At 67.0% G+C, this 25,856-nt stretch carries 22 protein-coding genes and 1 riboswitch; of the genes, 16 read left to right on the forward strand and 6 right to left on the reverse strand.

Going from position 1 to position 25,856, the window contains the following annotated elements:
• Positions 1 to 425: 425 nt before the first annotated feature.
• From G7Z99_RS13230 to G7Z99_RS13245, 4 genes are all read left to right on the forward strand, one after another.
• Entirely contained in the window at positions 426 to 1,262 is an 837-nt protein-coding gene (locus tag G7Z99_RS13230; protein WP_181094493.1) for a 23S rRNA (adenine(2030)-N(6))-methyltransferase RlmJ, read from the forward strand.
• Between the two features lie 225 nt (positions 1,263 to 1,487).
• On the forward strand, positions 1,488 to 3,242 hold the full coding sequence (locus G7Z99_RS13235) for a carbamoyltransferase family protein (protein WP_181094495.1): 1,755 nt from the start codon (positions 1,488 to 1,490) through the stop codon (positions 3,240 to 3,242).
• Positions 3,229 to 4,137, forward strand: coding sequence for a glycosyltransferase family 2 protein (locus tag G7Z99_RS13240; RefSeq protein WP_181094497.1), 909 nt, complete (start codon positions 3,229 to 3,231; stop codon positions 4,135 to 4,137). Before G7Z99_RS13235 ends, G7Z99_RS13240 begins: the two co-directional genes overlap by 14 nt.
• A gap of 107 nt (positions 4,138 to 4,244) precedes the next feature.
• Positions 4,245 to 5,726 (forward strand): hypothetical protein, encoded by a 1,482-nt coding sequence (locus G7Z99_RS13245; protein WP_258197031.1) that lies wholly within the window; start codon positions 4,245 to 4,247, stop codon positions 5,724 to 5,726.
• A gap of 291 nt (positions 5,727 to 6,017) precedes the next feature.
• Here G7Z99_RS13245 and G7Z99_RS13250 read toward each other — a convergent pair whose 3' ends face one another.
• Positions 6,018 to 6,692 carry a toluene tolerance protein gene (locus tag G7Z99_RS13250; protein WP_258197032.1) on the reverse strand — a complete coding sequence of 225 codons (675 nt, stop codon included), beginning with the start codon at positions 6,690 to 6,692 and terminating at the stop codon, positions 6,018 to 6,020.
• A 131-nt stretch (positions 6,693 to 6,823) separates the two neighbouring features.
• Here G7Z99_RS13250 and msbA point away from each other — a divergent pair, with 131 nt between their 5' ends.
• The 7 genes from msbA to G7Z99_RS13285 all read left to right on the forward strand — a co-directional run bounded on the left by msbA (position 6,824) and on the right by G7Z99_RS13285 (position 15,080).
• Positions 6,824 to 8,644 (forward strand): lipid A export permease/ATP-binding protein MsbA, encoded by a 1,821-nt coding sequence (gene msbA / locus G7Z99_RS13255; protein WP_181094499.1) that lies wholly within the window; start codon positions 6,824 to 6,826, stop codon positions 8,642 to 8,644.
• On the forward strand, positions 8,638 to 9,537 hold the full coding sequence (locus tag G7Z99_RS13260; RefSeq protein ID WP_181094501.1) for a GNAT family N-acetyltransferase: 900 nt from the start codon (positions 8,638 to 8,640) through the stop codon (positions 9,535 to 9,537). Before msbA ends, G7Z99_RS13260 begins: the two co-directional genes overlap by 7 nt.
• Before the next feature lie 3 nt (positions 9,538 to 9,540).
• Complete coding sequence (locus G7Z99_RS13265) at positions 9,541 to 10,941, forward strand: PIG-L deacetylase family protein (RefSeq protein WP_181094503.1); 1,401 nt, start codon at positions 9,541 to 9,543, stop codon at positions 10,939 to 10,941.
• Between the two features lie 134 nt (positions 10,942 to 11,075).
• A complete protein-coding gene (hldE, locus tag G7Z99_RS13270) occupies positions 11,076 to 12,497 on the forward strand; it encodes a bifunctional D-glycero-beta-D-manno-heptose-7-phosphate kinase/D-glycero-beta-D-manno-heptose 1-phosphate adenylyltransferase HldE (protein WP_181094505.1) in 1,422 nt (473 codons plus the stop codon).
• A gap of 52 nt (positions 12,498 to 12,549) precedes the next feature.
• Positions 12,550 to 13,524 (forward strand): glycosyltransferase family protein, encoded by a 975-nt coding sequence (locus G7Z99_RS13275; RefSeq protein ID WP_181094507.1) that lies wholly within the window; start codon positions 12,550 to 12,552, stop codon positions 13,522 to 13,524.
• 25 nt (positions 13,525 to 13,549) lie between these two features.
• Complete coding sequence (locus G7Z99_RS13280; protein WP_181094509.1) at positions 13,550 to 14,221, forward strand: hypothetical protein; 672 nt, start codon at positions 13,550 to 13,552, stop codon at positions 14,219 to 14,221.
• A gap of 55 nt (positions 14,222 to 14,276) precedes the next feature.
• Positions 14,277 to 15,080 carry a hypothetical protein gene (locus G7Z99_RS13285; RefSeq protein ID WP_181094511.1) on the forward strand — a complete coding sequence of 268 codons (804 nt, stop codon included), beginning with the start codon at positions 14,277 to 14,279 and terminating at the stop codon, positions 15,078 to 15,080.
• Between the two features lie 324 nt (positions 15,081 to 15,404).
• Here the strand turns inward: G7Z99_RS13285 and G7Z99_RS13290 are convergent, their stop codons facing one another.
• From G7Z99_RS13290 to G7Z99_RS13305, 4 genes are all read right to left on the reverse strand, one after another.
• Entirely contained in the window at positions 15,405 to 16,367 is a 963-nt protein-coding gene (locus G7Z99_RS13290) for a metal ABC transporter ATPase (RefSeq protein WP_181094513.1), read from the reverse strand.
• Between the two features lie 37 nt (positions 16,368 to 16,404).
• The gene (locus G7Z99_RS13295) at positions 16,405 to 17,217 is read right to left on the reverse strand and encodes an aldo/keto reductase (RefSeq protein WP_181094515.1); all 813 of its coding nucleotides are present in this window, start codon (positions 17,215 to 17,217) and stop codon (positions 16,405 to 16,407) included.
• Complete coding sequence (locus tag G7Z99_RS13300) at positions 17,214 to 18,389, reverse strand: NAD(P)/FAD-dependent oxidoreductase (RefSeq protein ID WP_181094517.1); 1,176 nt, start codon at positions 18,387 to 18,389, stop codon at positions 17,214 to 17,216. The genes G7Z99_RS13295 and G7Z99_RS13300 overlap by 4 nt, the downstream gene beginning before the upstream one ends.
• Positions 18,390 to 18,466: 77 nt before the next feature.
• Complete coding sequence (locus G7Z99_RS13305; protein ID WP_181094519.1) at positions 18,467 to 18,799, reverse strand: DMT family transporter; 333 nt, start codon at positions 18,797 to 18,799, stop codon at positions 18,467 to 18,469.
• Between the two features lie 82 nt (positions 18,800 to 18,881).
• On the opposite strand from G7Z99_RS13305, the gene G7Z99_RS13310 reads away from it, so the two are divergent.
• From G7Z99_RS13310 to G7Z99_RS13320, 3 genes are all read left to right on the forward strand, one after another.
• Entirely contained in the window at positions 18,882 to 19,772 is an 891-nt protein-coding gene (locus tag G7Z99_RS13310) for a LysR family transcriptional regulator (protein ID WP_181094521.1), read from the forward strand.
• A 123-nt stretch (positions 19,773 to 19,895) separates the two neighbouring features.
• The gene (waaA, locus tag G7Z99_RS13315; protein ID WP_181094523.1) at positions 19,896 to 21,185 is read left to right on the forward strand and encodes a lipid IV(A) 3-deoxy-D-manno-octulosonic acid transferase; all 1,290 of its coding nucleotides are present in this window, start codon (positions 19,896 to 19,898) and stop codon (positions 21,183 to 21,185) included.
• Positions 21,186 to 21,293: 108 nt separating this feature from the next.
• Complete coding sequence (locus G7Z99_RS13320) at positions 21,294 to 21,920, forward strand: LysE family translocator (RefSeq protein ID WP_181094524.1); 627 nt, start codon at positions 21,294 to 21,296, stop codon at positions 21,918 to 21,920.
• 173 nt (positions 21,921 to 22,093) lie between these two features.
• Here G7Z99_RS13320 and G7Z99_RS13325 read toward each other — a convergent pair whose 3' ends face one another.
• Entirely contained in the window at positions 22,094 to 23,530 is a 1,437-nt protein-coding gene (locus G7Z99_RS13325) for a TolC family outer membrane protein (protein WP_181094526.1), read from the reverse strand.
• Between G7Z99_RS13325 and G7Z99_RS13330 the strand changes: the two genes are divergently transcribed.
• Both G7Z99_RS13330 and thiC read left to right on the forward strand, forming a co-directional pair.
• Complete coding sequence (locus G7Z99_RS13330) at positions 23,505 to 23,681, forward strand: hypothetical protein (RefSeq protein ID WP_181094528.1); 177 nt, start codon at positions 23,505 to 23,507, stop codon at positions 23,679 to 23,681. The two genes, G7Z99_RS13325 and G7Z99_RS13330, sit on opposite strands and share 26 nt — an antisense overlap.
• Positions 23,682 to 23,688: 7 nt before the next feature.
• A riboswitch (TPP riboswitch) is annotated at positions 23,689 to 23,795 on the forward strand.
• 156 nt (positions 23,796 to 23,951) lie between these two features.
• Entirely contained in the window at positions 23,952 to 25,838 is a 1,887-nt protein-coding gene (gene thiC / locus G7Z99_RS13335; RefSeq protein ID WP_181094530.1) for a phosphomethylpyrimidine synthase ThiC, read from the forward strand.
• Positions 25,839 to 25,856: the final 18 nt, after the last annotated feature.

Here is a 25,856-nt window from a genome sequence, read left to right on the forward strand (position 1 = left end):
TGCGCTTCAACCCGGTCATCAAGGCGATGGCCGAGCGGCTTGGCAATCGACGCAAGGCGTACAAACAGATCGTCTGTGCGGCCATGCGCAAGCTGCTGCACCTGGTGTATGGCGTGGTGAAATCCGATAAACCGTTCGACCCTCAGATCGCACTTGCGATGTGAGGATCAAGACGGTATCTACACCCACCGCAGTGGTGCAGGCAATCACGGTCCATGTGGGAGCGGCCCCTGCCGGAGCGCCGGACCGGCCGCGATTGGGCCTGAAAGGCCCATAAGACCAGCCCTCCCTACTTACCAGGTAAAACCCTACTCATCCGCCATGCGCTTGCCGCTTGCCACTTGCGCTCACCATTCACCACTTCCAGCTTCCAGCTTGCAGCCTGCGTCTCAACCGTTAGACTTGGCGACCCAGCAGGAGCCGCCATGAACTATCGTCACGCCTTCCACGCCGGCAATCACGCCGACGTCTTCAAGCACATCGTCCTGACCCGCCTCATCGCCCTGATGTCGCGCAAGGAGCAGCCGTTCGCCTACCTCGACACCCATGCCGGGCTGGGCCTGTACGACCTGCAGGGTGACCAGGCCAGCCGTACCGGGGAGTACCTCGAAGGCATCGCCCGTCTGTGGGGGCGCGATGACCTGCCGGCGTCGACCGACGACTACCTCAAGGTCGTTCGTCGGCTGAACCCGGACGGTCAATTGCGCTACTACCCCGGCTCGCCGGAGCTGGCGCGCCGCACCCTGCGCCAGCAGGACCGCGCGCTGCTCAACGAGAAACACCCTGAAGACGGCCCGCTGCTGCGCGAGAACATGAAGAAGGATCCGCGCGTGGTGGTCCACCTGGGCGAAGGCTGGCACGTGCCGCGTGCCTTGTTGCCGGTGCAGGAAAAACGCGCCGTCATGCTGATCGACCCGCCTTTCGAGCAGGCCGACGAGCTCAAGCGCTGCACCCAGTCGGTGAAAGAGGCCATCGGCCGCATGCGTCAGACCGTGGTCGCGCTTTGGTACCCGATCAAGGACCAGCGACAGTTGACGCGCTTCTACCAGGACCTGACCAGCACCGGTGCGCCAAAGCTGCTGCGGGCCGAGTTGTACGTGCATCACCAGGACAGCCCGCAAGGGCTCAACGGCTCGGGCCTGGCGATCGCCAATCCGCCATGGGGCCTGGAGGAGGAACTGCGCGAGCTGCTGCCGTGGCTGGCGACGGAGTTGGCGCAGAGCCACGGCAGCTGGCGGATGGACTGGCTCATCGCCGAGTGAGCAGGGGGCGAGCCGCACGCTTCACGCGACAAGCCAGGCGGCTTCAGCGTGAAGCTTCTGGCTCGAAGCTTGCTGCATCCTGGCAAAAGCGCCTGGCCCGCGTCGCCAACGACCATGACCTGCGCGCATTACCCCATCAGCGCTTTGCGTTATAATCCCGCCCCTTTAGCCGCCATCCGCCCACGAGGCCGAGGCGCATCTTTACCGAACGAAGAGGCTAGACCCTTGGCATTGACGATTCTTGGCCTGTCCGGCGCCCTCAGCCATGACCCTTCTGCGGCCCTGTACATCGACGGCAAGCTGATTGCCGCTGCCGAAGAAGAACGCTTCGTGCGTGACAAGCATGCGAAGAACCGCATGCCCTACGAATCGGCGAAGTTCTGCCTCGAGCAGGCCGGCATCAAGCCTTCGGATGTCGACGTGGTCGCCATTCCCTTCGCGCCCATCAGCCTGTTCGGCAAGGCGCGCTGGCACTACGCCAAGCGCTACTGGTACGCCCCGGACCGTGCACTGGATGCCCTGTTGATGGGCAATCGCCGCTACAAGCGCTACCGCAAGAAGATCGTCTGGTGCCTGGAACAGCTGGGCTTCGACCCGAAGAAGATCAAGATCGAACCGGTCGAGCATCACCTGGCCCACGCCTCCAGCGCCTATCACTGCTCGGGCTTCAAGGAAAAGACCGCGATCCTGGGCATCGATGGCAAGGGTGAGTACGCCACCACCTTTTTCGGCTACGGCGAAAACGGCCGTATCCACAAGATCAAGGAATTCTACGACCCGGATTCGCTGGGCGGCCTGTATGGCGCGATCACCGAGTTCCTGGGCTTCGAGATGCTCGACGGCGAGTTCAAGGTCATGGGCATGGCGCCTTACGGCGACGCCAGCAAGTACGACTTCTCGCGCCTGGCCAGTTTCGAGAACGGCGAACTGGTGATCAACACCGAATACGCCAACGTCATCGGCCTGCGCCGCTACAAGGAAAAGGGCAAGGGCTTCTACTTCACGCCCAAGCTGATCGAATGGCTGGGCCCCAAGCGTGAAGGCGATGTGGCCGACGAGCCGTACATCCATTACGCGGCCAGCATGCAGGCGTTGTTCGAGAAGCTCGCGCTGCAGATGATCGATCACTACCTGAGCGACATCCTCAAGGAGACCGGCAAGCTGGCCTTCGCCGGCGGCTGTGCGCTGAACGTCAAGCTCAACCAGAAGATCATCGACCGCGCCGACGTCAAGGAGCTGTTCGTCCAGCCTGCGTCGGGTGATGCCGGCACCGCCGTGGGCGCCGCCGCCTACGTGTCCCATGCCCGTGGCGTGCCGGTGGAGAAGATGGAGCACGTCTACCTCGGCCCGGCCTACTCCAACGAGGACGTCATCGCCGCCTGCGCCCGTCACCCGAGCCAGCCCGTGTGGCGCCGGATCGACGACATGCCCGAGCGGATCGCCCGGATCATGGTCGACGGCAACCCGGTCGCCTGGTTCCAGGGGCGCATGGAGTTCGGCCCGCGCGCGCTCGGTGGGCGCTCGATCATCGGTTGCCCCAGCGCCACCGGCGTGGCCGACCGGATCAACGAGCAGATCAAGTTCCGTGAGCGCTGGAGACCGTTCTGCCCGTCGATGCTCGACACCGTGGCCCCGCAGATGATCAAGATCGATCATCCGGCGCCGTTCATGACCTTCACCTTCGAAGTTGCCGAAGAATGGAAAACCCGCGTGCCGGAAGTCGTCCACGAGGACGGCACGTCGCGGGCGCAGGTGCTCAAGCGCGAGTACAACCCGCGCTACTACGACATGATGAAGGCCCTGGAAGCGCTGACCGGCAATGGCGTCTCGCTGAACACCTCGCTCAATCGCCGTGGCGAGCCGATGATCTGCTCGCCGACCGACGCCTTGAACATGTTCTTCGGTTCGGACCTGCAATACTTGATCATGGAAGACATCCTGGTGGTCAAAGAAGGCGCGAACGGATATGCAGACGACTGACGTGCTGATCAGCATCGTTATTCCTGCTTACAACTACGCCAAGGTCTTGCCCAGGGCAGTCACCTCCGTGGTGGCGCAGCTGGATACCGATTGCGACCTGATGGTCATCGATGACGGGTCCACGGATGAGACGCCCGAGGTGCTGCATCAGCTGTCGATGCAGTACCCCGGCCGTTTTCGCGCCGTGCGCAAGGCCAATGGTGGTTTGTCTTCGGTGCGCAACCTGGGCATCGCCGAGGCGCGCGGGCAGTACCTGATCTTTCTCGATGCCGACGACGAGATGGCGCCTGGCGCGCTGGACGCGCTGCGCCTGCACATCGGGGCCCACCCGACCACGCGCATGGTCATCGGCGGGCACTGGTCGGTGTTCGAGAACGGCGCGCGTGCGCTGCACACGGTCCGGCCACTGCCGGCCACGCCTTACGCCCGCGTACGCGGCTACCTGGTGGACAAGAGCGTTTCGCTGTCCAACGGTGCCTGCGCCATGCACCGGGACGTGTTCGGGCCGGGCACCTACCCCGAACACCTGCGCAACGTCGAGGACATTCCGGTCTTCGCCCAGGTGCTGGCGCGCTTCGAGTGCACGATCATCGACCGGCCCCTGGCCGTGATCCACAAGCACCACGACAGCATGCGGCACGACCTCAAGCAAAGCCTGGCAGCCGGCATCGAGATGGTCGACGAGGTCTTTTCGCCGGCGCGCCTGCCTGCTTCGTTCCACAGCCTGCGCCCGGCCTTCCTGACCCAGCGCTGCCTCTCGCTGTTTCGCGATTGCTACGGCGCCGGCGACTACGTGCGGGCCAAGCGGCTCTACCTGCAAGCCCTGCGCTACGACCCCTGCTCGGTCAGGCGCTGGTCATACACACGCAAGGCCATTCGGTGCCTGTTCAAGTGACGACCTGCGCTCAGGGAGCGAGCCTGCAGGCTTTTTCATCGTCACGCGGCACTTACCGCCGACCGCAGTGCCCAACCCCGCGGCACTCATCTCCCAAGGTCTGATCCATGCGCTCCGAACGTCCTTCCGTCCGTCCGAGTCTTCCCGCGCTGCGCATGCTCGAGCGGCTCGACCCCGTCCTGCTGGCCGCTTTCGGCAGCCTGCTGCTGTCGATCATCGCCCTGCTCGGCGTGGTGACGGTGGGGCGCGACGGCGCGTTCTACCTGGACCTGGCGCGGCAGGCTGGCGAACACGACCTGGCCGGGGTCCAGGCGCGCTTCGACTGGCCCTGGTACCCGCTGCTGCTGGCCGGCACCCACGCCGTGCTGCGCCTGCCCCTGGAGTATTGCGCCTACCTGTGGTCGGTGCTGTTCGCGGCAGGCACCTGCGCCTTGATGGTGGACATCGTTCGGCAACGCGTGCCCCAGGCCGCCTACTGGGCCTGCTGGATCGTGCTGGCGATGCCGGCGGTGAACCAGTTCCGCAGCGACATCATCCGCGAGTCCGGCTTCTGGTTCTTCTGCACCTTGGCGCTCTGGCTGGCCATGCGCTGGCAGGCGCGGGGCGGCTGGGGGCTGGCGGCAGGCATTTCGCTGGCGGTCGGCCTGGGCAGCCTGTTTCGCCTGGAGGCGGTCCTGGTCGGTGGCTGCGTACTGCTCTGGCAACTGCCTGCACTGTGGACGGCCGGGCAGCGGCAACGGTTCGTGCAGATCGCCTGGCTGCCGATTCTGGTCGGCACCGTGGGGGTGCTGGCGCTGGCGGGCTGGGGCACACTGGACGCACGCCGGCTGGACTACTACCTGGAGCTGATCCGGCCTGCCGGCCTGTTCGAGGCCTTCACCCAGCTGAGCCATCAGTTCGCCGATTCGCTGATCAACAAGTACTCGGCCAACGAAGCGGGGCGGATCATCTTCATCGGCCTGAGCGGTGCGCTGCTGATCAAGTGCGTCAGCCTCATGGGACCGGGCGCCCTGGCGTTTCTCGACCGACGTGCCTGGGCGGCCTGCTCGCGCTACTGGCGCGAATACCGGGTCCTGGCGCTCACGGCCCTGCTCTACCTGGTCGTGCTGATGCTGTTCTTCATCCGTGCGCAGTTCATGAACAGCCGCTACCTGAGCCTGCTGGTGCTGTTGCTGGTCCCGCTGCTGGCAATGGGGCTGCACCTGTTCCACCAGGCGCACCCGCGCCTGGGCAAGGTCCTGGCGTTGATCGGCGTACTGGTCATGCTGGCGAACGTGATTTCCCTGGGCGCCCGCAAGACCCACTACGTCGAGGCAGGCCACTGGGTCGCGGCGCATACGCCGGCGCAGGCGTCGATCTTCTATGAAGACGGCCGTATCGGCTATTACGCCGGGCGCGGCTATGAGTTGAGCGACCTGACCCGCGAGGCCGCCATGGGCCCGGAGCTGGCCGACAGCTATCGCTACTTCGTGATCGAGGCCGAGCGTGACGAGCCGTGGCTCAAGGCGTGGCTGAGCGAGCACCGGCAGCGCGTGCTGGCCAGCTTCGCCAACCGCAAGGGCGACACCGTGCTGGTGCTCGGCCCTTAGGGGCAGGCCTTTCAACGTCTCTGCCTGGCACGATGTGGGTCGCATCGCTGATCTTGCAGGACGGTTCACCCCCTCTGTGGGAGCAACTGTCTTTTTCTACTGGGTACATGCCCGACCGCGTGGGCCAATGTGTGGGCTTGCCCCCGATGCAGGCGGCGCCTGACAGGGCCCTATCGCTGGCAAGCCCGCTCCCACAGGAGGATTGCGCTTGCCTGCATCATGCCGGTGAATCTCTGGATACCAATGACCCTGGCTTGGCGCTTTTTCCAAGCACGTTGAAAGGCCTGACCCTTAGGGGTTGGATGGAGTGTCGGTGAGCAGCGCCGAGACCTGCGCCACCAGGCGCTCGTAGCCAGGGCCCTGGGGCAAGGACGCTGCGTAGCCGCGCAGGAACGCCTGCCCCGCATCGTCCCCGCGCAACCAGGCCCTGTCTTCGCGGTAGCGCAGCATGTGCTGGAAATTGCGCAGCCGCTTGTTGGGGCCGAGGGCTCGCCCGCGCTGGCTCAGGTCGGCGATGTCGATCAGGCCCAGCACCTGGGTCGGGGTCAGCACCACGTTGCCCAGGTGCAGCGAACGGAAGTACACGCCCTGGTCGTGCAGCCGTGCGACGAACGCGCCATACCGCTCGCGCAGCGTGTCGCTGGCGGTGCCTTGCTGGATCAGCTGACGCAGGGTCGAGCCCTCCAGCGGCGCATAGTAGACGCCGTCGCGCTCGACGCTCCTGATCCGGTATACCGCCAGCACCTCGGGCGTTTCGATGCCCAGTGCACGCAGCCGCCGGGCGTTGTCGGCGAAGCGCTGGGCATAGGGGAAGAGGGCGGCCGAGGTCAGCCAGCGCTTGCGCCGGAACAGCTTGAGAAAGCGCCCGTCAGGCATCTGAAGCACCTTGTCACCCGAGCCGTCGGCCTCGATCACGCGCGCGCCTTCACGCAGGGTCAGGTAGGCGGTGTGGTCCAGTGGCTGCATGGCGTTTCCTCGACGAATGAGCCCGCCATGGTACCGCAGTTGCCGGGGCAGGGGAGGCCGATGACCTTCATTCGGGCCCCGTTTTGGCTGTGTTACCATTGCCGTTTCACGCCGTCATGTACTGGAAACCCATGAGTCGACCTGACCCTCACGCGCAATCGACGCTCACGATCTACCTGCGCCTTCTGAGCTATGTCCGGCCCTATGTCGGCCTGTTCCTGCTGAGCATCTTCGGCTTTCTGATCTTCGCCTCGACGCAGCCGATGCTGGCCTACATCCTCAAGTACTTCGTCGATGGCCTGGGCAACCCCGAGGCCCGGCTGTTCGCCGGCCATGCCTGGTTGCCCGAGCTGCAGCTGCTGCAGGCGGTGCCGTTGATGATCGTGCTGATCGCCCTGATGCAGGGCGTCGGCTCCTACCTGGGCAACTTCTTCCTGGCCCGCGTGTCGCTCGGGTTGATCCACGACCTGCGCGTGCTGCTGTTCAACAAGCTGCTGAAGCTGCCCACGTCCTACCTGGACAACCACAATTCGGGCCACCTGATCTCGCGCATCACCTTCAACGTCACCATGGTGACGGGCGCCGCGACCGACGCCATCAAGGTGGTGATCCGCGAGGGCATGACGGTGATCTTCCTGTTCGTCTCGCTGCTGTGGATGAACTGGAAACTGACGCTGGTGATGCTGGCCATCCTGCCGCTGATCGGCCTGATGGTGAACAGCACCAGCCGCAAGTTCCGCAAGCAGAGCAAGAAGATCCAGGTGGCGATGGGCGACGTGACCCACGTGGCGTCCGAGACCATCCACGGCTTCCGCGTGGTGCGCAGCTTCGGCGGCGAGCAGTACGAAGAGCAGCGCTTCGCCAAGGCCAGCCAGAACAACACCGACAAGCAGTTGAAGATGACCAAGACCGGCGCGGTGTACACCCCGACGCTGCAGCTGGTCACCTACTCGGCCATGGCCGTGGTGATGTTCCTGGTGCTGTACCTGCGCGGCGACGCCTCGCCGGGCGACCTGGTCGCCTACATCACCATGGCCGGCCTGCTGCCCAAGCCGATTCGCCAGCTGTCGGAAGTCAGCTCGACCATCCAGAAGGGCGTGGCCGGTGCGGAAAGCATCTTCGAGCAGGTCGACGAACCGGCCGAGCGCGACGAGGGCCAGCTGGCGCCGGAGCGCGTGAGCGGCCGGCTGGAAGTGCGCGGCCTGAGCTTCACCTACCCGGGCACCGAGAAACAGGTACTCGACGACATCAGCTTCGTCGCCGAGGCCGGGCAGATGGTCGCCCTGGTCGGCCGTTCGGGCAGCGGCAAGTCCACCCTGGCCAACCTGGTGCCGCGCTTCTACCAGCACAGCCAGGGGCAGATCCTGCTCGATGGCGAAGAGATCCAGCACTACCGGTTGCACAACCTGCGCCGGCACACGGCCCTGGTGACCCAGGCAGTGACGCTGTTCAACGACACCGTGGCCAACAACATCGCCTATGGCGACCTGGCTGGCGCACCGCTCGAGCAGGTCAAGCGCGCGGCTGCCGCTGCCTACGCCGACGAGTTCATCGAACGCATGCCCGAGGGTTACCAGACCCTGGTCGGCGAAAACGGCGTGCTGCTCTCCGGGGGCCAACGCCAGCGCCTGGCGATCGCGCGGGCCCTGCTCAAGGATGCACCGCTGCTGATCCTGGACGAGGCCACTTCGGCCCTGGACACCGAGTCGGAGCGCCATATCCAGAGCGCCCTGGACGAGGTCATGAAGAACCGCACCACCCTGGTGATCGCGCACCGCCTCAGCACCATCGAGAAGGCCGACCTGATCCTGGTCATGGACGAAGGTCGCATCGTCGAGCGCGGCAGCCATGCCGAGCTGCTGGCGCGCAACGGTCACTATGCCCGCCTGCATGCCAAGCAGTTCGAGGACGGCCCGGACGCTGCGCCCGCGCCGAGCGTCGAGCCGTGCTGAACCGTGTACGCGCCTGGCGCGAACGCGGCTGGTCGAGCATCGATGCCGACACCTACGCCCAGGCCTGGGCCCGCTGGGGGGGGAGTGTCGCGACCCATCCCCAGGTGGTGGAGCGCCTGGCCGACCTGGCGGGCATGCCGGTGCGCTACCTGGGCTGGGAAGCCGCCGGCGAGATCGTCGCGGCCGTGCCCTGCTGGGGGCGGCATGTGGCGTTGTCCAAGGATGTCTTGAAACGCCGGGGCCAGCGGGGGCTGTTCGACCTCGGCAACGCCGAGATCATCCTGCCTGCCAGCCCTGAGGTGCAGGTGCCGTTGCGCCAGCAGGCGCGCTACGTGTCGGCGCTCAACCAGGCGAGCTTCCCGACGCTCACGCCGCAGCGCGAAGCGCTGGCGCTGGCCCGTGCCCCCGAGGACTACTCCAAGAAGTTTCGCTACAACCAGCGTCGCGAGCAGCGCTTGCTGGAGGAGGCCGGCGGCACGCTGAAGCCGGTCCAGGCATTCTCGCCCGCCGAGCTGGCGAGCCACTATGCCGACCTGTTCCTGCGCCGCTGGAACTTCCCGGCGCCGGGCCTGGCGCACCTGGAGGAGGTGTTCACGCGGCTGCGCGAGTTCATGACCGGCTCGGTGGTGGAACTCGAAGGCGTTCCGGTGGCCATCCAGGTCCTCTACAGGGTGCAGGCGCCGACCTGGGTGTCGGTGGAGTACGTCAACGGTGGGGTCGACCCCCAGAGCCGGGATTTCAGCCCCGGCAGCGTGCTCAGCTACGTGAACACCCAGGCCGAGTGGGAGGCTGCCCGTGCGCAGGGCAAGTCGCTGCGCTACTCGTTCGGCCGCGCCGATCGCGAATACAAGGAGCGGTGGTGCCATACCGTTCAGGTCTACCAGAGGACGTGACGGGTGAGTAACCGAAAGCAGGCCTTGCTCAAGGCGCACCGACGGGCCAAACGGCTGACGCTGCTGGGGATCGCGGCGCTGCTCGTCGTGGCCGGCGCCGTGCTGGGGCTGTGGGCGGTGCCCGTGCTCGCGGTACTGGTCTGGATCGCCCACGAGGCCTGGTTCGCCGACCACTTGTTCTACCGCCCGAGCGATGACTACCACTATGCCTTCGATGCGCCGGGCAGCGCGCATCAGCCCGTGCGCACGACACCGCGGGTGCAGCTCGCGCAGCCGCTGGCCGAGGGCGAGACGCTGGTGCTGGAAGTCACGCTCAAGGCCCGCTGGCTGGGCCGGCTGATCGATCCCAGCGTCCTGATCGGCGACGACCGTCAGACCTTCGAGCGTGGCGTGGCGGGCCGACGCTACCTGAACCTGTCCGGCCAGCGCGCGGCGCTCGAGGCCGGGACGCTCAGCGTACGCACGCGCTTCTGCCGGGTTTCGCCCGATGGCGTGCTGCACGTGCAGCGCAACCCCGACTACGCGCAGCGTCGAGTGATGGTGCTCGCCCCCCATGCCGACGACGCCGAGCTGGCCGCCTTCGGGCTCTACAGCCGGGCGCGCGAGGCCTGCATCGTGACCCTGACCCAGGGGGAGATCGAAGCCGAGGCGTACCGTTCGCTGGGTCTGGACGCCGCAGGCGCCGCGCGGCTCAAGGGCCGGCTGCGTACCTGGGACAGCCTGGCGATTCCGCGCTGGGGCGGTGTGCCGGCCGAGCGCTGCGTCCAGCTGGGCTACTACTGCCTGCGCCTGTCGGCAATGGCCGACGCGCCAGACAGCCCCTTCGGCTCGCTCGAATCCGGTGAGTCGGACATTCGTTCGGCCCGCCAGGCCAACCCACTGGCACTGCCCGGCGACGTCGACGGCCTGCCGACCTGGCACAACCTGGTCGCCGACCTGAAAACCCTGCTGCAGCACTTCCAGCCCGAGGTGGTGGTGATGCCGCACCCCGAACTCGACCCGCATGCCGATCACCAGGCCACCACCCGGGCGTTGCAGCAGGCCATCGCCGAAGGCGACTGGGCACCCGACGTCGCCTTGCTCTACGCCAACCACCTGCACGACAACGACCGCTGGCCCATGGGCGAGGCCGGCACCGGCGTCGCCTTGCCGCCGGTGATCGAGACGCCGGTGACCGACGCGCCGTGGAGCCCGGTGCTGGATGCCGACACTCAGCTCGACAAGGCCATGGCGCTGCGCATGCAGCACGACCTGCAAGGGCGTCCGCCGTTGAAGAAGCGCCTGCGCCGCGCGATCCAGTGGCTGCTGGCCGGTCGCCGCTGGCCGGTGACCGGCGAGGACGAGTTCTTCCGCAAGGCCGTGCGCCGGCACGAACTGCTCTGGGTGCGACGCCTGGGCGAGTGAGCCGGCGCCTGCTCGGGCGGCCTGCGCGGTCGTCCGGCAACGCCTGGCAATGCCTTCGTCGGTGGGGCATTGAGGCCGTAAAGCCAGCCTGTGCTACTATCGCCGGCCTGTTCCTTTCTGTCTGTGGGTCATCCATGAAGTTAACCATGCCGCGTTTCGAATCGGCTCCCGTACTCGTGGTCGGCGATGTGATGCTCGACCGTTACTGGCATGGCGGTACTTCGCGCATTTCTCCAGAGGCCCCCGTACCGGTGGTCAAGGTCGATCAGATCGAGGACCGCCCTGGTGGTGCGGCCAACGTCGCCCTGAACATCGCGGCGCTCGGCGCACCGGCCCTGCTGGTCGGTGTCACCGGTGAGGACGAGGCCGCCGAGAGCCTGGCCAACAGCCTCGAGGCCGCGGGCGTCCAGGCCGCGCTGCAGCGCATCGCCCACCAGCCGACCATCGTCAAGCTGCGGGTCATGAGCCGTCACCAGCAACTGCTGCGCATCGACTTCGAAGAAGCCTTCGACACCGACACCCAGGCCCTGCAGCAGAGCGTCGAAGCGCTGCTCGACCAGGTCAAGGTGCTGGTAGTCTCCGACTACGGCAAGGGCGCCCTGAAGAACCACCAGGCGCTCATCCAGGCCGCCGTGGCGCGCCGCATCCCGGTGCTCGCCGACCCCAAGGGCAAGGACTTCTCGATCTACCGCGGCGCCAGCCTGATCACCCCCAACCTGGCCGAGTTCGAGGCCATCGTCGGGCATTGCGTGGACGAAGCCGACCTGGTGGCCAAGGGCGCAGCGCTGATGAGCGAGCTTCAGCTGGGCGCGCTGCTGGTCACCCGTGGCGAGCATGGCATGACCTTGCTGCGCCCCGACCATGCCCCCCTGCACTTGCCGGCCCGCGCACGTGAAGTCTTCGACGTGACCGGTGCAGGCGACACCGTGATTTCCACCCTGGCTGCCGCCATCGCGGCCGAGGAAGACCTGCCCTGCGCCGTCGGCCTGGCCAACCTGGCCGCCGGCATCGTGGTCGGCAAGCTCGGCACCGCCGCCATCAGCGCCCCGGAACTGCGCCGCGCCATCCAGCGCGAAGAAGGGTCGGAGCGGGGCGTGCTGAGCCTCGAGCAACTGCTGCTGGCCATCGACGACGCGCGGGCCCACAACGAGCGAATCGTCTTCACCAACGGCTGCTTCGACATCCTGCACGCCGGGCACGTGACCTACCTCGAACAGGCGCGCGCCCTGGGCGATCGCCTGATCGTGGCGGTCAACGACGATGCGTCGGTCAGCCGGCTCAAGGGCCCTGGCCGGCCGATCAACAGCGTCGACCGACGCATGGCGGTCCTGGCTGGCCTGGGGGCGGTCGACTGGGTGATCAGCTTCTCCGAATCGACCCCTGAAAGCCTGCTGGCCGAGGTGCGCCCGGACGTACTGGTCAAGGGCGGCGATTATGGCGTCGAGCAAGTGGTCGGCGCCGACATCGTGCGCGCCTACGGCGGTACGGTGAAGGTGCTGGGCCTGGTGGAGAACAGCTCCACCACCTCCATCGTGGAAAAGATACGCAGCCGGTGAGAGCACGAACCGGGTGCTCACGGGCGCTTCATGAACAGCGATAGATGAACGTATGAAAGTCATGTTACTGGTCATGGATGAGCAGCGCGTCATCCTCGATCGCCTCTACGAGATCGTCCAGCAGGCCTGCCAGGACTGCGTCATTCATCGGCTGAGCAAGCAGCAGCAGATGAACCTCGGCCCGTTTCTCGCCTCGGTGGATTACCAGCGCTTCGACCGCATCGTGATCTTCTCCCGGGTCAAGCGCCTGGCGCCCCAGTGGGCGGTACTGCGCTGCATCCCCGGGCTGGTGTTTCTGGAGCATGACGCCTACCAGAACTACATGCCTTCGAGTAAGTACCGCCACGTCTACTCGCGGCTGTACAGGCGCCTGCCCTGGTCGCGCGCGCTGGTCTCGGGGGCGGTGGTCGCCCGGCGCATGCAGGCCGAGGGCCTGGACGCCGTGTTCGTCTCCAAGGGCTACGACGACCAGATGCTCGACAACCTGGGCCTGACGCGGGACATCCCGGCCGGCTTCCTGGGCAGCCTGAAGAGCCGCGAGTACGGCCAGCGCAAGGCCATGCTCGAAACCCTGGCCGAGCGCACCGGCCTGCTGGTGACGCGCACCGGCTCGGGCGAGGAATACCTGCAGATGCTCAACCGCATCCAGGTCTTCGTCAGCGCCGACATCGGCATGGGCGAGTTCATGATCAAGAACTTCGAAGCCATGGCCTGCGGCTGCGTGCTGCTGGCCTGGAGCCAGGGCGAGGAAGACCAGCTGCTGGGCTTCGAGGATGGCCACAACGTGGTGTTCTATCGCTCGCTGGACGAGGCGATCGAGAAACTGCACTGGCTTCAGCAGCACCCGGCGCAGGCCGCGCGCATCGCTGCCAATGGCCAGGCGTTCGTGCGCCAGTACTACGGTTTCAGTCGGGTCGGGCAAGACCTGGCCGAACAGATCGAAAAACCCATGCGCCCCTGGCCGCAGCCTTCGGTGTGGATCCGCACCTGGGTGAAATGGCGCTTCGGCATGGACGTGGCGGGGTGAACGGATGACGCTCGAGCAGGCGGACATGCAGTTGGACGCACGGCCCGGCGGCGATCAGGATGTGTTCGGTTGCCTGTCCGATGAGCTGAAAGCCTGCCTGCGCCACGCCGAGCGGGTGCTGCTGCTGGCCAACAACCCCGCCATCACCGCTGCCGACCTGCAGGCGCTGCAGTTGGGAGCGCGCGACGTGGTGGTCAGCTTCAACACCTGCCTCAAAGGCGAGCTGCTGAACACGCACAGCCGCCAGGTGCTGGTGCACGGCTACAACGCGCCGGATCACTACTTCTTCGGCCTGCCGATGCGCGCTGGCCTGCCGGACTGGCTGCGCGACGACCGTGCGCATCACTTCACCGTGCTGGTCGGCTGCACCACGCCACTGTGCCCCCTGCCGGGCGTCAGCCTGTTCTACGAGCGCATCCCCTTGCCGCCCCTGTGGAATTACCCGACGACGCGACCCGACGGCAAGCGCTTCGTCGGGCCGTCCACGGGCTTCAACGCGCTGGTCGTGCTGGAGACGCTGCGTCGTCAGCCAGGGTTCGACTACGCGATGCTCACGCTCGGGTTTTCCAACGAGGCCGGCAAGCTGTGGAGCGGGCATGCCTGGGACTACGAGCGCGCCTGGCTGCTGCAGGCCGACATCACCGTGGTCGAGCTGAGCGCGCGGCGCAAGTGGTGGCAGCTGTGGCGTCGCCGTTGAGCGTCGTGCGCTGCCTGCGCCCCCTTCGCCCCTCATCTGTCACAGAGGTACCCGCGTGTTGAAAGTCGCCGTCGCGTTCTTTGGCATCCCTCGCAACTCGGCCATCTGCTTCCCGTCCATCGAGCAGAACGTCCTGGCGCAGATTCCTGCAGGCTGCACGGTCAAGACGTTCTACCACCTGTACCAGCTCGACGCGGTGCACAACGCCCGTTCCGGCGAAAGCGGGGCGTTGCTGCAGGACAACTATGCTCCGTTCGCGAGCATGACCGGCCGACTGGACTCGACCGAGGGCGTGCTGGAGCAATGGGACTTCGAACGCATCAAGGCCCAGGGCGACACCTGGGGCGACAACCATGCCTCGTTGCGCAACCTGGTGTTCCAGTTGCATTCGCTGCGGTGCGTGACGCAGATGGCGGCCGAGTTCGAGCCGGACTTCGTGGTGTTCGTGCGCCCGGACAATTTCTATCACTCGCCCCTGCCCAGCTACCTCTTCGGCCGGCCCGAGGCAAGGCGGCTGAATGCCTACATCCCGGACTGGCAGTGGTGGGGTGGCCTCAACGACCGCTTCGCGGTCTGTGGGCGGGACATCTACCCGGCGTATGGCAACCGGGGCGAGGCGATCTTCCGCTTCTGCGAGGCCACCGGCCGCAAGCTGCACTCGGAACGGCTGCTGAAGTTTGCGCTGCTGGAAGCCGGCGCCCGCGTCTGCACGCTGCCTACCACGGCTTCCCGGGTGCGCATCCATGGCGAGTTCGTGGACGAATCGTTCTCGCCCAAGCGTGGCATGGGCAAGCGCGAAAACCGCTACTTCCACCTGTTCGCGCGCGTGCGCACCTGGTGGGACAAGCGCCAGCGCTGAGCCTTCAGGGTCATGCCTTTCAGCGTCTTTGCCTGACACGGTGTGGACTACGTCGCTGACCTGACAGAGCGGTGCTTCCCTGCCGTCGCCCCGCACCGTTGCAGGCCATCGCGGTTCCATATGGGAGATTTAGGGTGTCTGCCCAGTGCAGATGGGGGCCCTGCGGGCCCAATCACGGCGCAGGGGCGCTCACACCCGCCGCAGTGGTACAGGCAGTCGCGGTCCCCTGTAGGAGCGGCCCCTGTGCCGCGATTGGGCCCGCCAGGGCCCACCTGCACACCACAAAATTGACGCCTTTTGCAAAGACACTGAAGGATATTGTCTTCAGGGCCGCAACGCACTGCGCACCCGGCTGACCAGCCCGCGCGCCTTGCGCGTGAGCGTGCCCAGGCCGCCCGTGTCGCGCGGTGCCTCCAGGCCTTGCTGGCGCAACCAGTCCTTCCAGCGAATCCGCTCGTCGCGCACCACCCAGCCGTCTTGCGGCGCGAAGCTTTCGGCCAGGTAGACCCGCCGGGTGCTGGTGCGCACCAGCTGGTCCTTGCGCAGCGTGTACAGCTCCGGGCGCGGACGGCCGTCCTCCAGAGGCATGAGGTAGAAGTCCGGACGCTTGCGGTTGAGTCGGGTGACCAGGTGCCCGTCTTCCAGGCGCTCGTCGACGTGGAACAGGCTTAGCGACTTGGCCTCGCGCGGCACCTGCAGGCGCATGTCGTACACCAGTTGCAGCGAGGCGGTCGGCAAGTGCACGTAGGCCCGCGGCCGCTCCTGCAGCACCTGGCTGGCGCAGTGCACCGGCCTGGCCGCGCCCGAGGCCGGAGTCAGCAGGAACGGTGGGGATTCGCGGTAGTGCAGCGCGGCGGCGTAGGGCGCGGGCAACCAGGTGTCGTTGAAGCGGCCGCTCAGCCAGCCTTCCGGCGTCTCGAACAGGCATTCTTCGGCGACTTCCTGCACGGCGGTGTGCAAGGGCAGGCTCAGCTCGTGCGCCGGCACATAGCCGGAGATCAGCTTGAGCACCACGTCGCCCCGGTCCTGGCGGCGCTGGCGCACCAGCACCCAGTAGTCCTGGTGCTGCCAGTTCAGGGTAAGGCGCACCGACACCCCGAGGTTGGCCAGCTCCACCGCGAACTGCTCCGTGTCGGCCAACTGGATGGGTTTGCGCCGTTGTTGCGTCTGGGCGAAGTTCTGCGGCCGACCCACGGCCTGGTAGGTCAGCCCCTGCGCGGTCGCCTCGACGTGCACCGGCAGGGTCTTGAAGGTGTGCGGGTTGCTGCGGATCAGCGTGCGTGCCACAGGGCGGCTCCTCGTGTCGGGCGGCCGCGCAGGCGGCTCAGGGCTGGTCCAGCAGACGGGCCACGGTCGCCACGTTGTGGGCCAGGTGCACCGGGTTGATGGTGCCGACGATAGCACTGCTCACGCCAGGGTGGGCGAACAACAGCTCGAAACTGGCGCGCACCGGGTCGACGCCCGGTGCCAGGCAGACGTGGCCGCTGGCCAAGGCCTTCTTCACCAGGATCGCCTTGCCGTGTTCGGCAGCGTAGTCCAGGACCGGGCGCTCCGCTTGCTCGTTCAGGTTGTAGGTGACCATGGCGCAATCCCCTGCCTCGAGCGCCTTGAGCCCGCCCTCGACGGTCTTGCCGGAAAACCCGTAGCCGAGGATCTTGCCCTCGCGCTTGAGCGCGGCCAGGGTGGCGTAGACCTCTTCATGGGCCAGGATGTCCAGGTCATTGCCGTCGGAATGCACCAGCACCAGTTCGAGGCGATCGGTCTCCAGTCGCTGCAGGCTGCGCTCGACCGAGCGACGGGTGTGCGCGGCGCTGAAGTCGAAGCGTGACTGGCCCTGCTCGAACTCCTCGCCGACCTTGCTGACGATGACCCAGTGATCACGCTGGCCCCGCAACAGGGGCCCTAGGCGCGTTTCGCTGACGCCATAGGCCGGCGCCGTGTCGAGCAGGTTCAGCCCCAGGTCGCGTGCCTGGCCGAGCAGCAGGCGGGCAGCGTCATCGTCCGGGATGGTGAAGCCGGACGGGTATTTGACGCCCTGATCGCGCCCCAGCTTGACCGTGCCCAGCCCCAAGGGCGAGACCATCAGGCCGGTGCTGCCCAGTGGGCGGTGATGGGCGTGCAGTGTCGGTAGGCTCATGGCAGCAGTTGCTCCCAGACCGGCACGCCCAGCGTCGGACGTGGCAGGTCATGCAGGTCCGGCGTGGCCTGGGGGCGGATGCCATCGCGGGCAAGCGCCGCCAGGACGCGGTCGGCGAAGTCGGGCGCCAGGGCCAGCTTGGTCGGCCAGCCCACCAGCAGACGCTGCTGTTCGGCGAGAAACGCGTTGTCCGGACGTACCAGCCCGGACTGCGCAGGCTCGGCGCGGTCGACCCGCAGCGTCGCCCACTGCAGGGGCGCCTGGTCGATCCACGGCAGCAATTGGCCCAGTTCCTTTTGCGCTGCGGCGATCTGCGCGGCCGGGTCACGTGCGACCCCGTCGGCCTCGGCCAAGTCGCCGCCCAGGTACCAGACCCACTGGCCGTCGGCGGCCGGGTGGCTGGTGACCGTGACCCGTGGCTTGGGCCCGCCGCCCAGGCAGTGGGCGTACAGCGGCTTCAGCGTTGGCCCCTTGACCAGCACCATGTGCAGCGGGCGCCGCTGCATGGCCGGTTGCTCGATGCCCAGGTCGCGCAGCAATTGCTCGGTGCCCGCGCCGGCGCTGAGGATGATGCGCTGTGCACGGATCTGGCGGTCATCGACGTTCAGTCCGACCAGCTGGCCGTCCTCGTGCAGCGGCGTGATCCGTTCGCCTGCCAGCAGGCTGTCACCGGCCAGACGCATCAGGTTCGCCAGCAGGCTGGGCACATCGACCACCAGCTCGGCGAGGCGATAGACCTTGCCCTTGAACCGGGGATCCTGCAACGCCGGGGGCAGTTGGTCGCCCTTGACCTGATCGACCCGCCCGCGCACCGCCTTGCTGGCGAAGAAGCTGGTCAGGTTGCCGGCCAGGGTGCCGGGCGACCAGAGGTAGTGCGCCTCGGACAGCAGGCGCGTGTCGCGCAGGTCCAGCTCGCCCTGGCCGGCCAGGGCCTCGCGCCAGCGCCGCGGCATGTCGGCGATCGCCTCGGAGGCCCCGGTCAGCGCGCCATGCAGGGCGTACTTGGCCCCGCCGTGGATGATCCCTTGAGACTTCAGGGTCTGCCCGCCGCCCAGGCTGGCCCGCTCCACCAGCACCGTCGAATAGCCCTGCTGGCGCAGGCGCGCAGTGAGCCAGAGCCCGGCGACTCCGGCACCGACGATCAGGACGTCAGTGGACATGGCAGATGGCATGCGGGTACCTCGAGAACTGGGACAGGCCCGCAGTATACAGGCTGTGCCGTCGTGCGGCCTGCCGGGTTGGTGGCCGGTCAGTGGCCGCTGCTGTGCGAGAACAGCTGGATCACCACCACGCCGCCGACGATCATGGCCATGCCGAGCATTGCCGGCAGGTCGAGCTTTTGTCCGTAGATTAGCCAGGCGGCCACGCTGATCAGCACGATCCCCAGCCCGGACCAGAGGGCATAGGCGATGCCCACCGGGATGCTGCGCACCACCAGCGTCAGCATCCAGAAGGCGATGGCGTAGCCGCCGATCATCAACAGCAGCGGCAGCGGCGTGCTCAGCCCTTTGACGGCCTTCATGGAGGCGGTGGCGACGACTTCGGCGCAGATGGCGATGGCCAGACAGAGGTAGGCATTCATGACGGTTCTCCTTGGATGGCGTCATTCTACGACCTGCCCAGATGGGATAAAGTCATTGCCTATCCACAAACGAGATAGGTCGATGACCCCACGCTGGAACCTGGATCACCTGCGCCTGTTCGTCCACGTGGCCGATGCGCGTTCGTTCTCCGCGGCGGCCCGCGCGCTGCGCAAGGCCCAGTCGGCCGTCAGCACGGCCATCGCCGCCCTCGAGACCGACCTGGGCGTGACCCTCTTCGAGCGCAGCAGCGGCCGCCAGCCGCACCTGACCGAAGCGGGGGCGGCGCTGTTGAACGATGCCCGGGAGCTGCTGCGCCAGGGCGAGCGCCTCGACGGCCGCGCGCGGGCCCTGATGCGTGGTCAGGAAGCGCTGCTGCGCGTGGCGCACGACGAGGCGATGCCTTATCAGCCGGTCATCGATGGCCTCGACGAGTTGGCCAATCACTATCCCTTCCTCGAGGTGCAGCTGGCCAGTGGCGCCCACGGCGACGTCGCCCGCAAGCTGCTGGAGCGGCGGGCCGACCTGGGGCTGTTCTTCCAGCACGCGCGCATCCCCGAGGCGCTGGAACGGCGCTCGCTGGGCAGCGTGGACATGGTCACCGTGTGCGCCGTCGGCCATCCCCTGGCCAACGAGCCACGTGTCACCCGGCAATCCCTCGCTCGCCACCGGCAACTGCTGATCACGGCCCAGCAGAGCGAAGCCCCCGGTGGCGAGGCGATCAGCCCGCACGTCTGGCGCGCCGACAGCTTCTACGCCCTGGCCGAGCTGCTGATGCGCGGCCTGGGCTGGGCTTGGCTGCCACGGCACGTGGTGCAGTACCCGACCTACCAGGCGCACATGGTCGAACTAGCCAGCGACTGGCGCCCCCCGGCGCTGGTGGTGGAACTGGCCTGGCGCCGCGACGAACCCCTGGGGCCTGCCGCGCACTGGCTGGCCGAGCGATTCGCGGTACACTTGCAGGCCATTGGCTAGGCAGGCCCTGCGAGGTCAGGCCTGGTCAGTCGCGCACAGCGGCGGGCGCCGACGTCACCGCGCCTCCCGTCTCGCTTCGACGCATATGGGCGAGGGCAGAAGAGCCTAGTACACTCTCGCGCCATGAACAGAACCCTCTACACCGTGCTCTTCCACCTGGGCTTGCCGCTGATCGCGCTGCGCCTGTTCCTGCGCGGGCGCAAGGCGCCTGCCTACCGCCAGCGCCTGGGCGAGCGCTTCGCCTGTGGCCTGCCGCCGCTGCGTCAGGGTGGCCTGTGGGTGCATGCCGTGTCGGTCGGCGAGAGCATCGCCGCCGCGCCCATGGTCCGCGCCTTGCTCAAGGCCTACCCGGACCTGCCCGTGGTCGTGACCTGCATGACCCCGACCGGCTCGGAGCGCATCCGCGCCCTGTTCGCCGACGAGCCTCGGGTGCAGCACTGCTACCTGCCCTACGACCTGCCCTGGGCCGTCGGCCGCTTCCTCGACCACCTCAAGCCACGCGTGGGCATCGTCATGGAGACCGAGCTCTGGCCCAACCTGATCGACCAGTGCCACCGGCGCGGCATTCCCGTGGCCCTGGCCAACGCCCGGCTGTCCGAGCGCTCCGCCCGTGGCTACGGACGCTTCGCCGGCCTGACCCGGCCCATGCTCGCGCAGATGAGCCTGATCGCGGTGCAGACCGAAACCGAAGCCGAGCGCTTCCGCCAGCTGGGCGCCCGTCCCGAGTGCGTCCAGGTCACCGGCTCGATCAAGTTCGACCTCACCGTCGACCCCGCGCTCGTCCCCCGTGCCCAGGCGCTGCGCGCGCAGTGGGGCGCCACCGCGCGGCCCGTCTGGATCGCCGCCAGCACCCATGAAGGCGAAGACGCACTGATCCTCGATGCCCATCGCCAGGTGCTGGCGCTGCACAGCGACGCCTTGCTGATCCTGGTACCGCGCCACCCCGAACGGTTCGCGGCAGTGCATGCGCTGTGCGCCGAGCGCTTCACCACCATGCGGCGTTCGTCCGGCGAGGTCGTACAGGCCGATACCCAGGTGATGCTCGGCGATACCATGGGCGAACTGCTGTTCCTCTACGCCCTGGCCGACATCGCCTTCGTCGGCGGCAGCCTGGTCGCTACCGGCGGGCACAATCCCCTGGAGCCGGCGGCGCTGTCGCTGCCGGTGATCATGGGGCCGCACGTGTTCAACTTCCTCGACATCAGCGCCCTGCTGCGCGAGGCCGGTGCCCTGCGGCAGGTGGACGATGCCGAAGGGCTGGGCGAGGCAGTGCGTCAACTGATCGAGCTGCCGCAGGAGGCGCGTCGCAGCGGCGAAGCGGGCAGGGCGGTGATGCGGGCGAATCAGGGGGCGTTGGGGCGGTTGCTGGAGGGGGTTGGCAAGCTGATCGAGCAAAATGCGCTACGCTCGTGATCGAATGAATGTTCACGTCATCAACCGCCCAGACGACCACGGCGCGTTCGTGGAAATCAGATGGCCGTGAGCGTGTAATGTAGCGCCCATCATTTGAAAGGACGTCCAATGATCAGTCTCGAAGCGCTCATCGGCCTGACCCTCATCGCCCTGGGCATGGTCCTCACCCCCGGCCCGAACATGGCCTACCTTGTCTCACGCACCCTGTCCCAGGGCCGTATCGCCGGGATGATTTCCCTGGCCGGTGTCGCCCTGGGTTTCGTCGTCTACCTGCTGGCCTCGGCCCTGGGCCTGGCTGCGTTGTTCAAGGCTGTGCCGATGGCCTATGACGTGGTCAGGGTCGCGGGGGCGCTCTATCTGGGGTACCTGGCCTGGAACCTGCTCAAGCCTGGTGGCGTGTCGCCGTTCGAGACCCGTGATCTGCCGCCGCATTCGCCACGCCGGTTGTTCTCCATGGGATTGCTGACCAACCTGCTCAACCCCAAGATCGCGCTCATGTATTCGGCGTTGATCCCGCAGTTCATCGACCCCACGGCGGGCGCTACCTTGCAACAGTTCCTGCAGTTGGGGCTGGTGCAGATCGCTATCGCGGTGACGGTCAATGGCCTGATCGTGCTGGCGGCGGCTCGCGTCAGCCAGTTCCTGCGCAGTCGGCCCCGTGCCCTGCGGGCGCAGCGTTGGGTCAGTGGTGGGGTGCTGGGTGGGTTTGCCGTGGACATGCTGCGCAAGCCATGAGGCGGGTAGCGCTGGGGTGAATCAAGTAGAAAACAGGCGCCTGCACAGGAAACCACGACATTCCGCCCCCACGTCGTACGCCCCTTGGCGGAATGCTGGCGTACCCGCCCTGGGATAAGCCTCAGACCTCGACAAACCCCACGCCCCGCCCGCGTAAACGCTGTCGCACCCCCTCACGGCTTGCGCTTGAAGTTCTCGGCCGCCGCAGCCGCCAGGTCCGGCGGCAGGAAGTCGCGGTCGGGGTTGTAGTCGGGCTTGAGGAAGCCGCCGAGCGCTTGCAGGTCCTGCGGGCTCAAGGTGCCGGCCGCCTGCTTCAGGCGCAGGTTGTCGAGGATGTAGTCGTAGCGGCTGTTGTTGTAGTCGCGTACCGAGGCGTACAGCTGGCGCTGGGCGTCGAGCACGTCGACGATGTTGCGCGTGCCGACCTGGTAGCCGATTTCGGTCGCTTCCACGGCGCTCTGGTTGGAGATGATCGACTGCTTGCGGGCCTTGACCTGCTCGACGTCGGTGTTGACCGCACGGTGCAGGTTGCGGGTGTTCTCCACCACCTGGCGGCGCTGGCTTTCGCGTTGTTGCTCGGCCTGCACCAGACGCTGGTAGGCCTCGCGCACCTGCGAGCTGGTCAGGCCGCCGCTGTAGATCGGGATGTTCAGTTGCAGCCCGATGCTGGTCTGTTCGACGTCACCCCCGTAGGTCACGCCCGGCAGGGGCGAGGGGTTGCTGAAGCCCAGGTTGTCGTTGTCGCCCTTCTGGTAACGCGCCACCGCATCCACGGTCGGGGCATGCCCGGCCTTGCGCTGGCGCACGGTCTCCTCGGCGGCGTCGACCGCATGGTTGGTCGCCAGCAGGGTGAGGTTCTGCCGTGCGGCGGTATCGACCCAGGCCTGGGCATCGTTGGGGGTCGGTACGCTCACCGGCAGGCTGTGCACCACCCCTTGCAGCGCCAGGTAGTCCCGGTTGGTCAAGGTCACCAGGGCCTGGAAGGCATCCTGCACCTGGCGCTCGGCCAGGATCCGGTTGGCGCGCGCCGTGTCGTAGCTGGCCTGGGCCTGCAGCACGTCGGTCTTGTCCGTCAGGCCCACGTCGAAGCGGCCGTTGGACTGGTCCAGCTGGCGCTTGAACGCCGCTTCCTCGGCCTTGGTCGAGGCCAGGTTGTCCTGGGCGCGCAGCACGGCGAAGTAGCGCTCGGCGGTCTGCAGGATCAGGTTCTGCTCGGTGGCCGACAGCTCCAGCGCCGCCTGCTCGTTGACCGCTTCGGCGGCCTGCAGCTGGAACCAGCGGTCGGCGCGGAAGATCGGCTGCGAGAGGGTCGCGCTCCAGGTGTTGCCGCTGCGGTTGGCGATGTAGGCCGGCTGGTCCACCTTGGTCCGCGTGCTCAGCACCTCGGCGCCGCCCGAGAGGTTGGGCAACAGCCCGGCACGGGCCTGGGGCACCACCTCGCGCCGCGCGCCATAGTCGGCCCGTGCGGCCGCCAGGTCGGCGTTGTTGAGCACGGCCTCCTGGTACACGCTGATCAGGTCGGTCTTCACCGTCATGGACGCCGGTGCTGCCCAGGCCATTGCAGGGGATGCACAGGACACGGCAATGGCCAGTGAAAGTTTGCGCAGCATAGGGCAGTCCTTGAACGGTGGCGGTTTCTGGGTGGGCGGTATTGGCGTGAGCGCCAGTGTAGTGGGGCGCGCACTCGGCAACAATCGACCATCCGCGCCGCCGATCATTCCCCATGGCGTGCGCCTGGCGTTGTCGGCCTGTGCAGTCTAGACTGCGCGTGTTCTTGTCGGGGTGCCTCGAATCGGAGGCTGAGATCGGAGAGTTCCGGATCCCGTTGAACCTGATCAGGTTAGCGCCTGCGTAGGGAACAAGATTTCTCGCCATCCCGGCGAATCTCTTGTGCCAGGTCCGGGATGTCCCAGCGGCTCGTTCGAGCCTCGGCACGTCACGTATCGGCACAGCGCCCCCAGGGGTGCGTCCGCGTCCGCTCAGGTTCTTCCCCCGACATCCATCCGCCAGGAACATGTCCGGGAGCCTTTGATGAGCAGACAAGAAAAAGCGATCAACCTCAGCGAATCGGCACGCGTCGACCAGCAGTCCGTGCAGCCCTTCACCCGTTCGCGCAAGGTCTACGTCCAGGGCTCGCGCCCGGACATCCGCGTGCCCATGCGCGAGATCAGCCTGGACGACACGCCGACCGACTTCGGCGGCGAGGCCAACGCACCGGTGCTGGTCTACGACACCTCCGGCCCGTACACCGACCCCGAGGTGACCATCGATGTGCGGCGCGGCCTGGCCGATGTGCGCTCGGCCTGGATCGAGGCGCGTGGCGACACCGAGCGCCTGGCGGGGCTGAGTTCGGACTTCGGCCAGCAACGCCTGGCGGACGATGACCTGGCCCGGCTGCGCTTCGCCCACGTGCGCCAGCCCCGGCGGGCCAAGGCCGGCGCGAACGTCAGCCAGATGCACTACGCCCGCCAGGGCATCATCACCGCCGAGATGGAATACGTCGCCCTGCGCGAGAACATGAAGCTGCAGGAGGCCCACGCCGCAGGCCTGCTGTCGCAGCAGCACGCCGGGCACAGTTTCGGCGCCAGCATTCCCAAGGCCATCACCGCCGAGTTCGTGCGCGAGGAGATCGCCCGGGGGCGGGCGATCATCCCGGCCAACATCAACCACACCGAGCTGGAGCCAATGATCATCGGCCGCAACTTCCTGGTGAAGATCAACGGCAACATCGGCAACAGCGCCCTGGGCTCGTCCATCGAGGAGGAGGTGGCCAAGCTCACCTGGGGCATCCGCTGGGGCTCGGACACGGTGATGGACCTGTCCACCGGCAAGCACATCCACGAGACCCGCGAGTGGATCATCCGCAACTCGCCGGTACCGATCGGCACCGTGCCGATCTACCAGGCCCTGGAAAAGGTCAACGGCGTGGCCGAGGACCTGACCTGGGAGCTGTTCCGCGACACGTTGATCGAGCAGGCCGAGCAGGGCGTGGACTACTTCACCATTCATGCCGGCGTGCTGCTGCGCTACGTGCCGCTGACCGCCAAGCGGGTCACCGGCATCGTCAGCCGCGGCGGTTCGATCATGGCCAAGTGGTGCCTGGCCCATCATCAGGAGAACTTCCTCTATACCCACTTCGAGGACATCTGCGAAATCATGAAGGCCTACGACGTCAGCTTCTCGCTGGGCGATGGCCTGCGCCCCGGCTCGATCGCCGACGCCAACGACGAGGCCCAGTTCGGTGAGCTGGAAACCCTCGGCGAGCTGACCAAGATCGCCTGGAAGCACGACGTGCAGTGCATGATCGAAGGCCCTGGCCATGTGCCGATGCAGCTGATCAAGGAGAACATGGACAAGCAGCTCGAATGCTGCGACGAGGCGCCGTTCTACACCCTGGGGCCGCTGACCACCGACATCGCGCCGGGCTACGACCACATCACCTCCGGCATCGGCGCGGCGATGATCGGCTGGTTCGGCTGCGCCATGCTCTGCTACGTCACGCCCAAGGAGCACCTGGGCCTGCCGAACAAGGACGACGTCAAGACCGGCATCATCACCTACAAGATCGCGGCCCACGCCGCCGACCTGGCCAAGGGGCATCCGGGGGCGCAGATCCGCGACAACGCCCTGTCCAAGGCGCGTTTCGAGTTCCGCTGGGAGGACCAGTTCAACCTCGGCCTGGACCCGGACACCGCCCGCGCCTTCCATGACGAAACCCTGCCCAAGGAGTCGGCCAAGGTCGCGCACTTCTGCTCGATGTGCGGGCCGAAGTTCTGCTCGATGAAGATCACCCAGGAGGTGCGCGAGTACGCCGCCAACCAGCGCATCGAGACCGTCGACGTGGCGGTCGAGGAGGGCCTGCGCGAACAGGCCGAGCGCTTCCGCCAGACCGGCAGCCAGCTGTACCAGAAGGTCTGACGGCCGCCACTCGCGCCC

Origin of the sequence: Pseudomonas entomophila, from assembly GCF_013523165.1 — a bacterium.
GTDB classification, from domain to species: domain Bacteria; phylum Pseudomonadota; class Gammaproteobacteria; order Pseudomonadales; family Pseudomonadaceae; genus Aquipseudomonas; species Aquipseudomonas entomophila_A.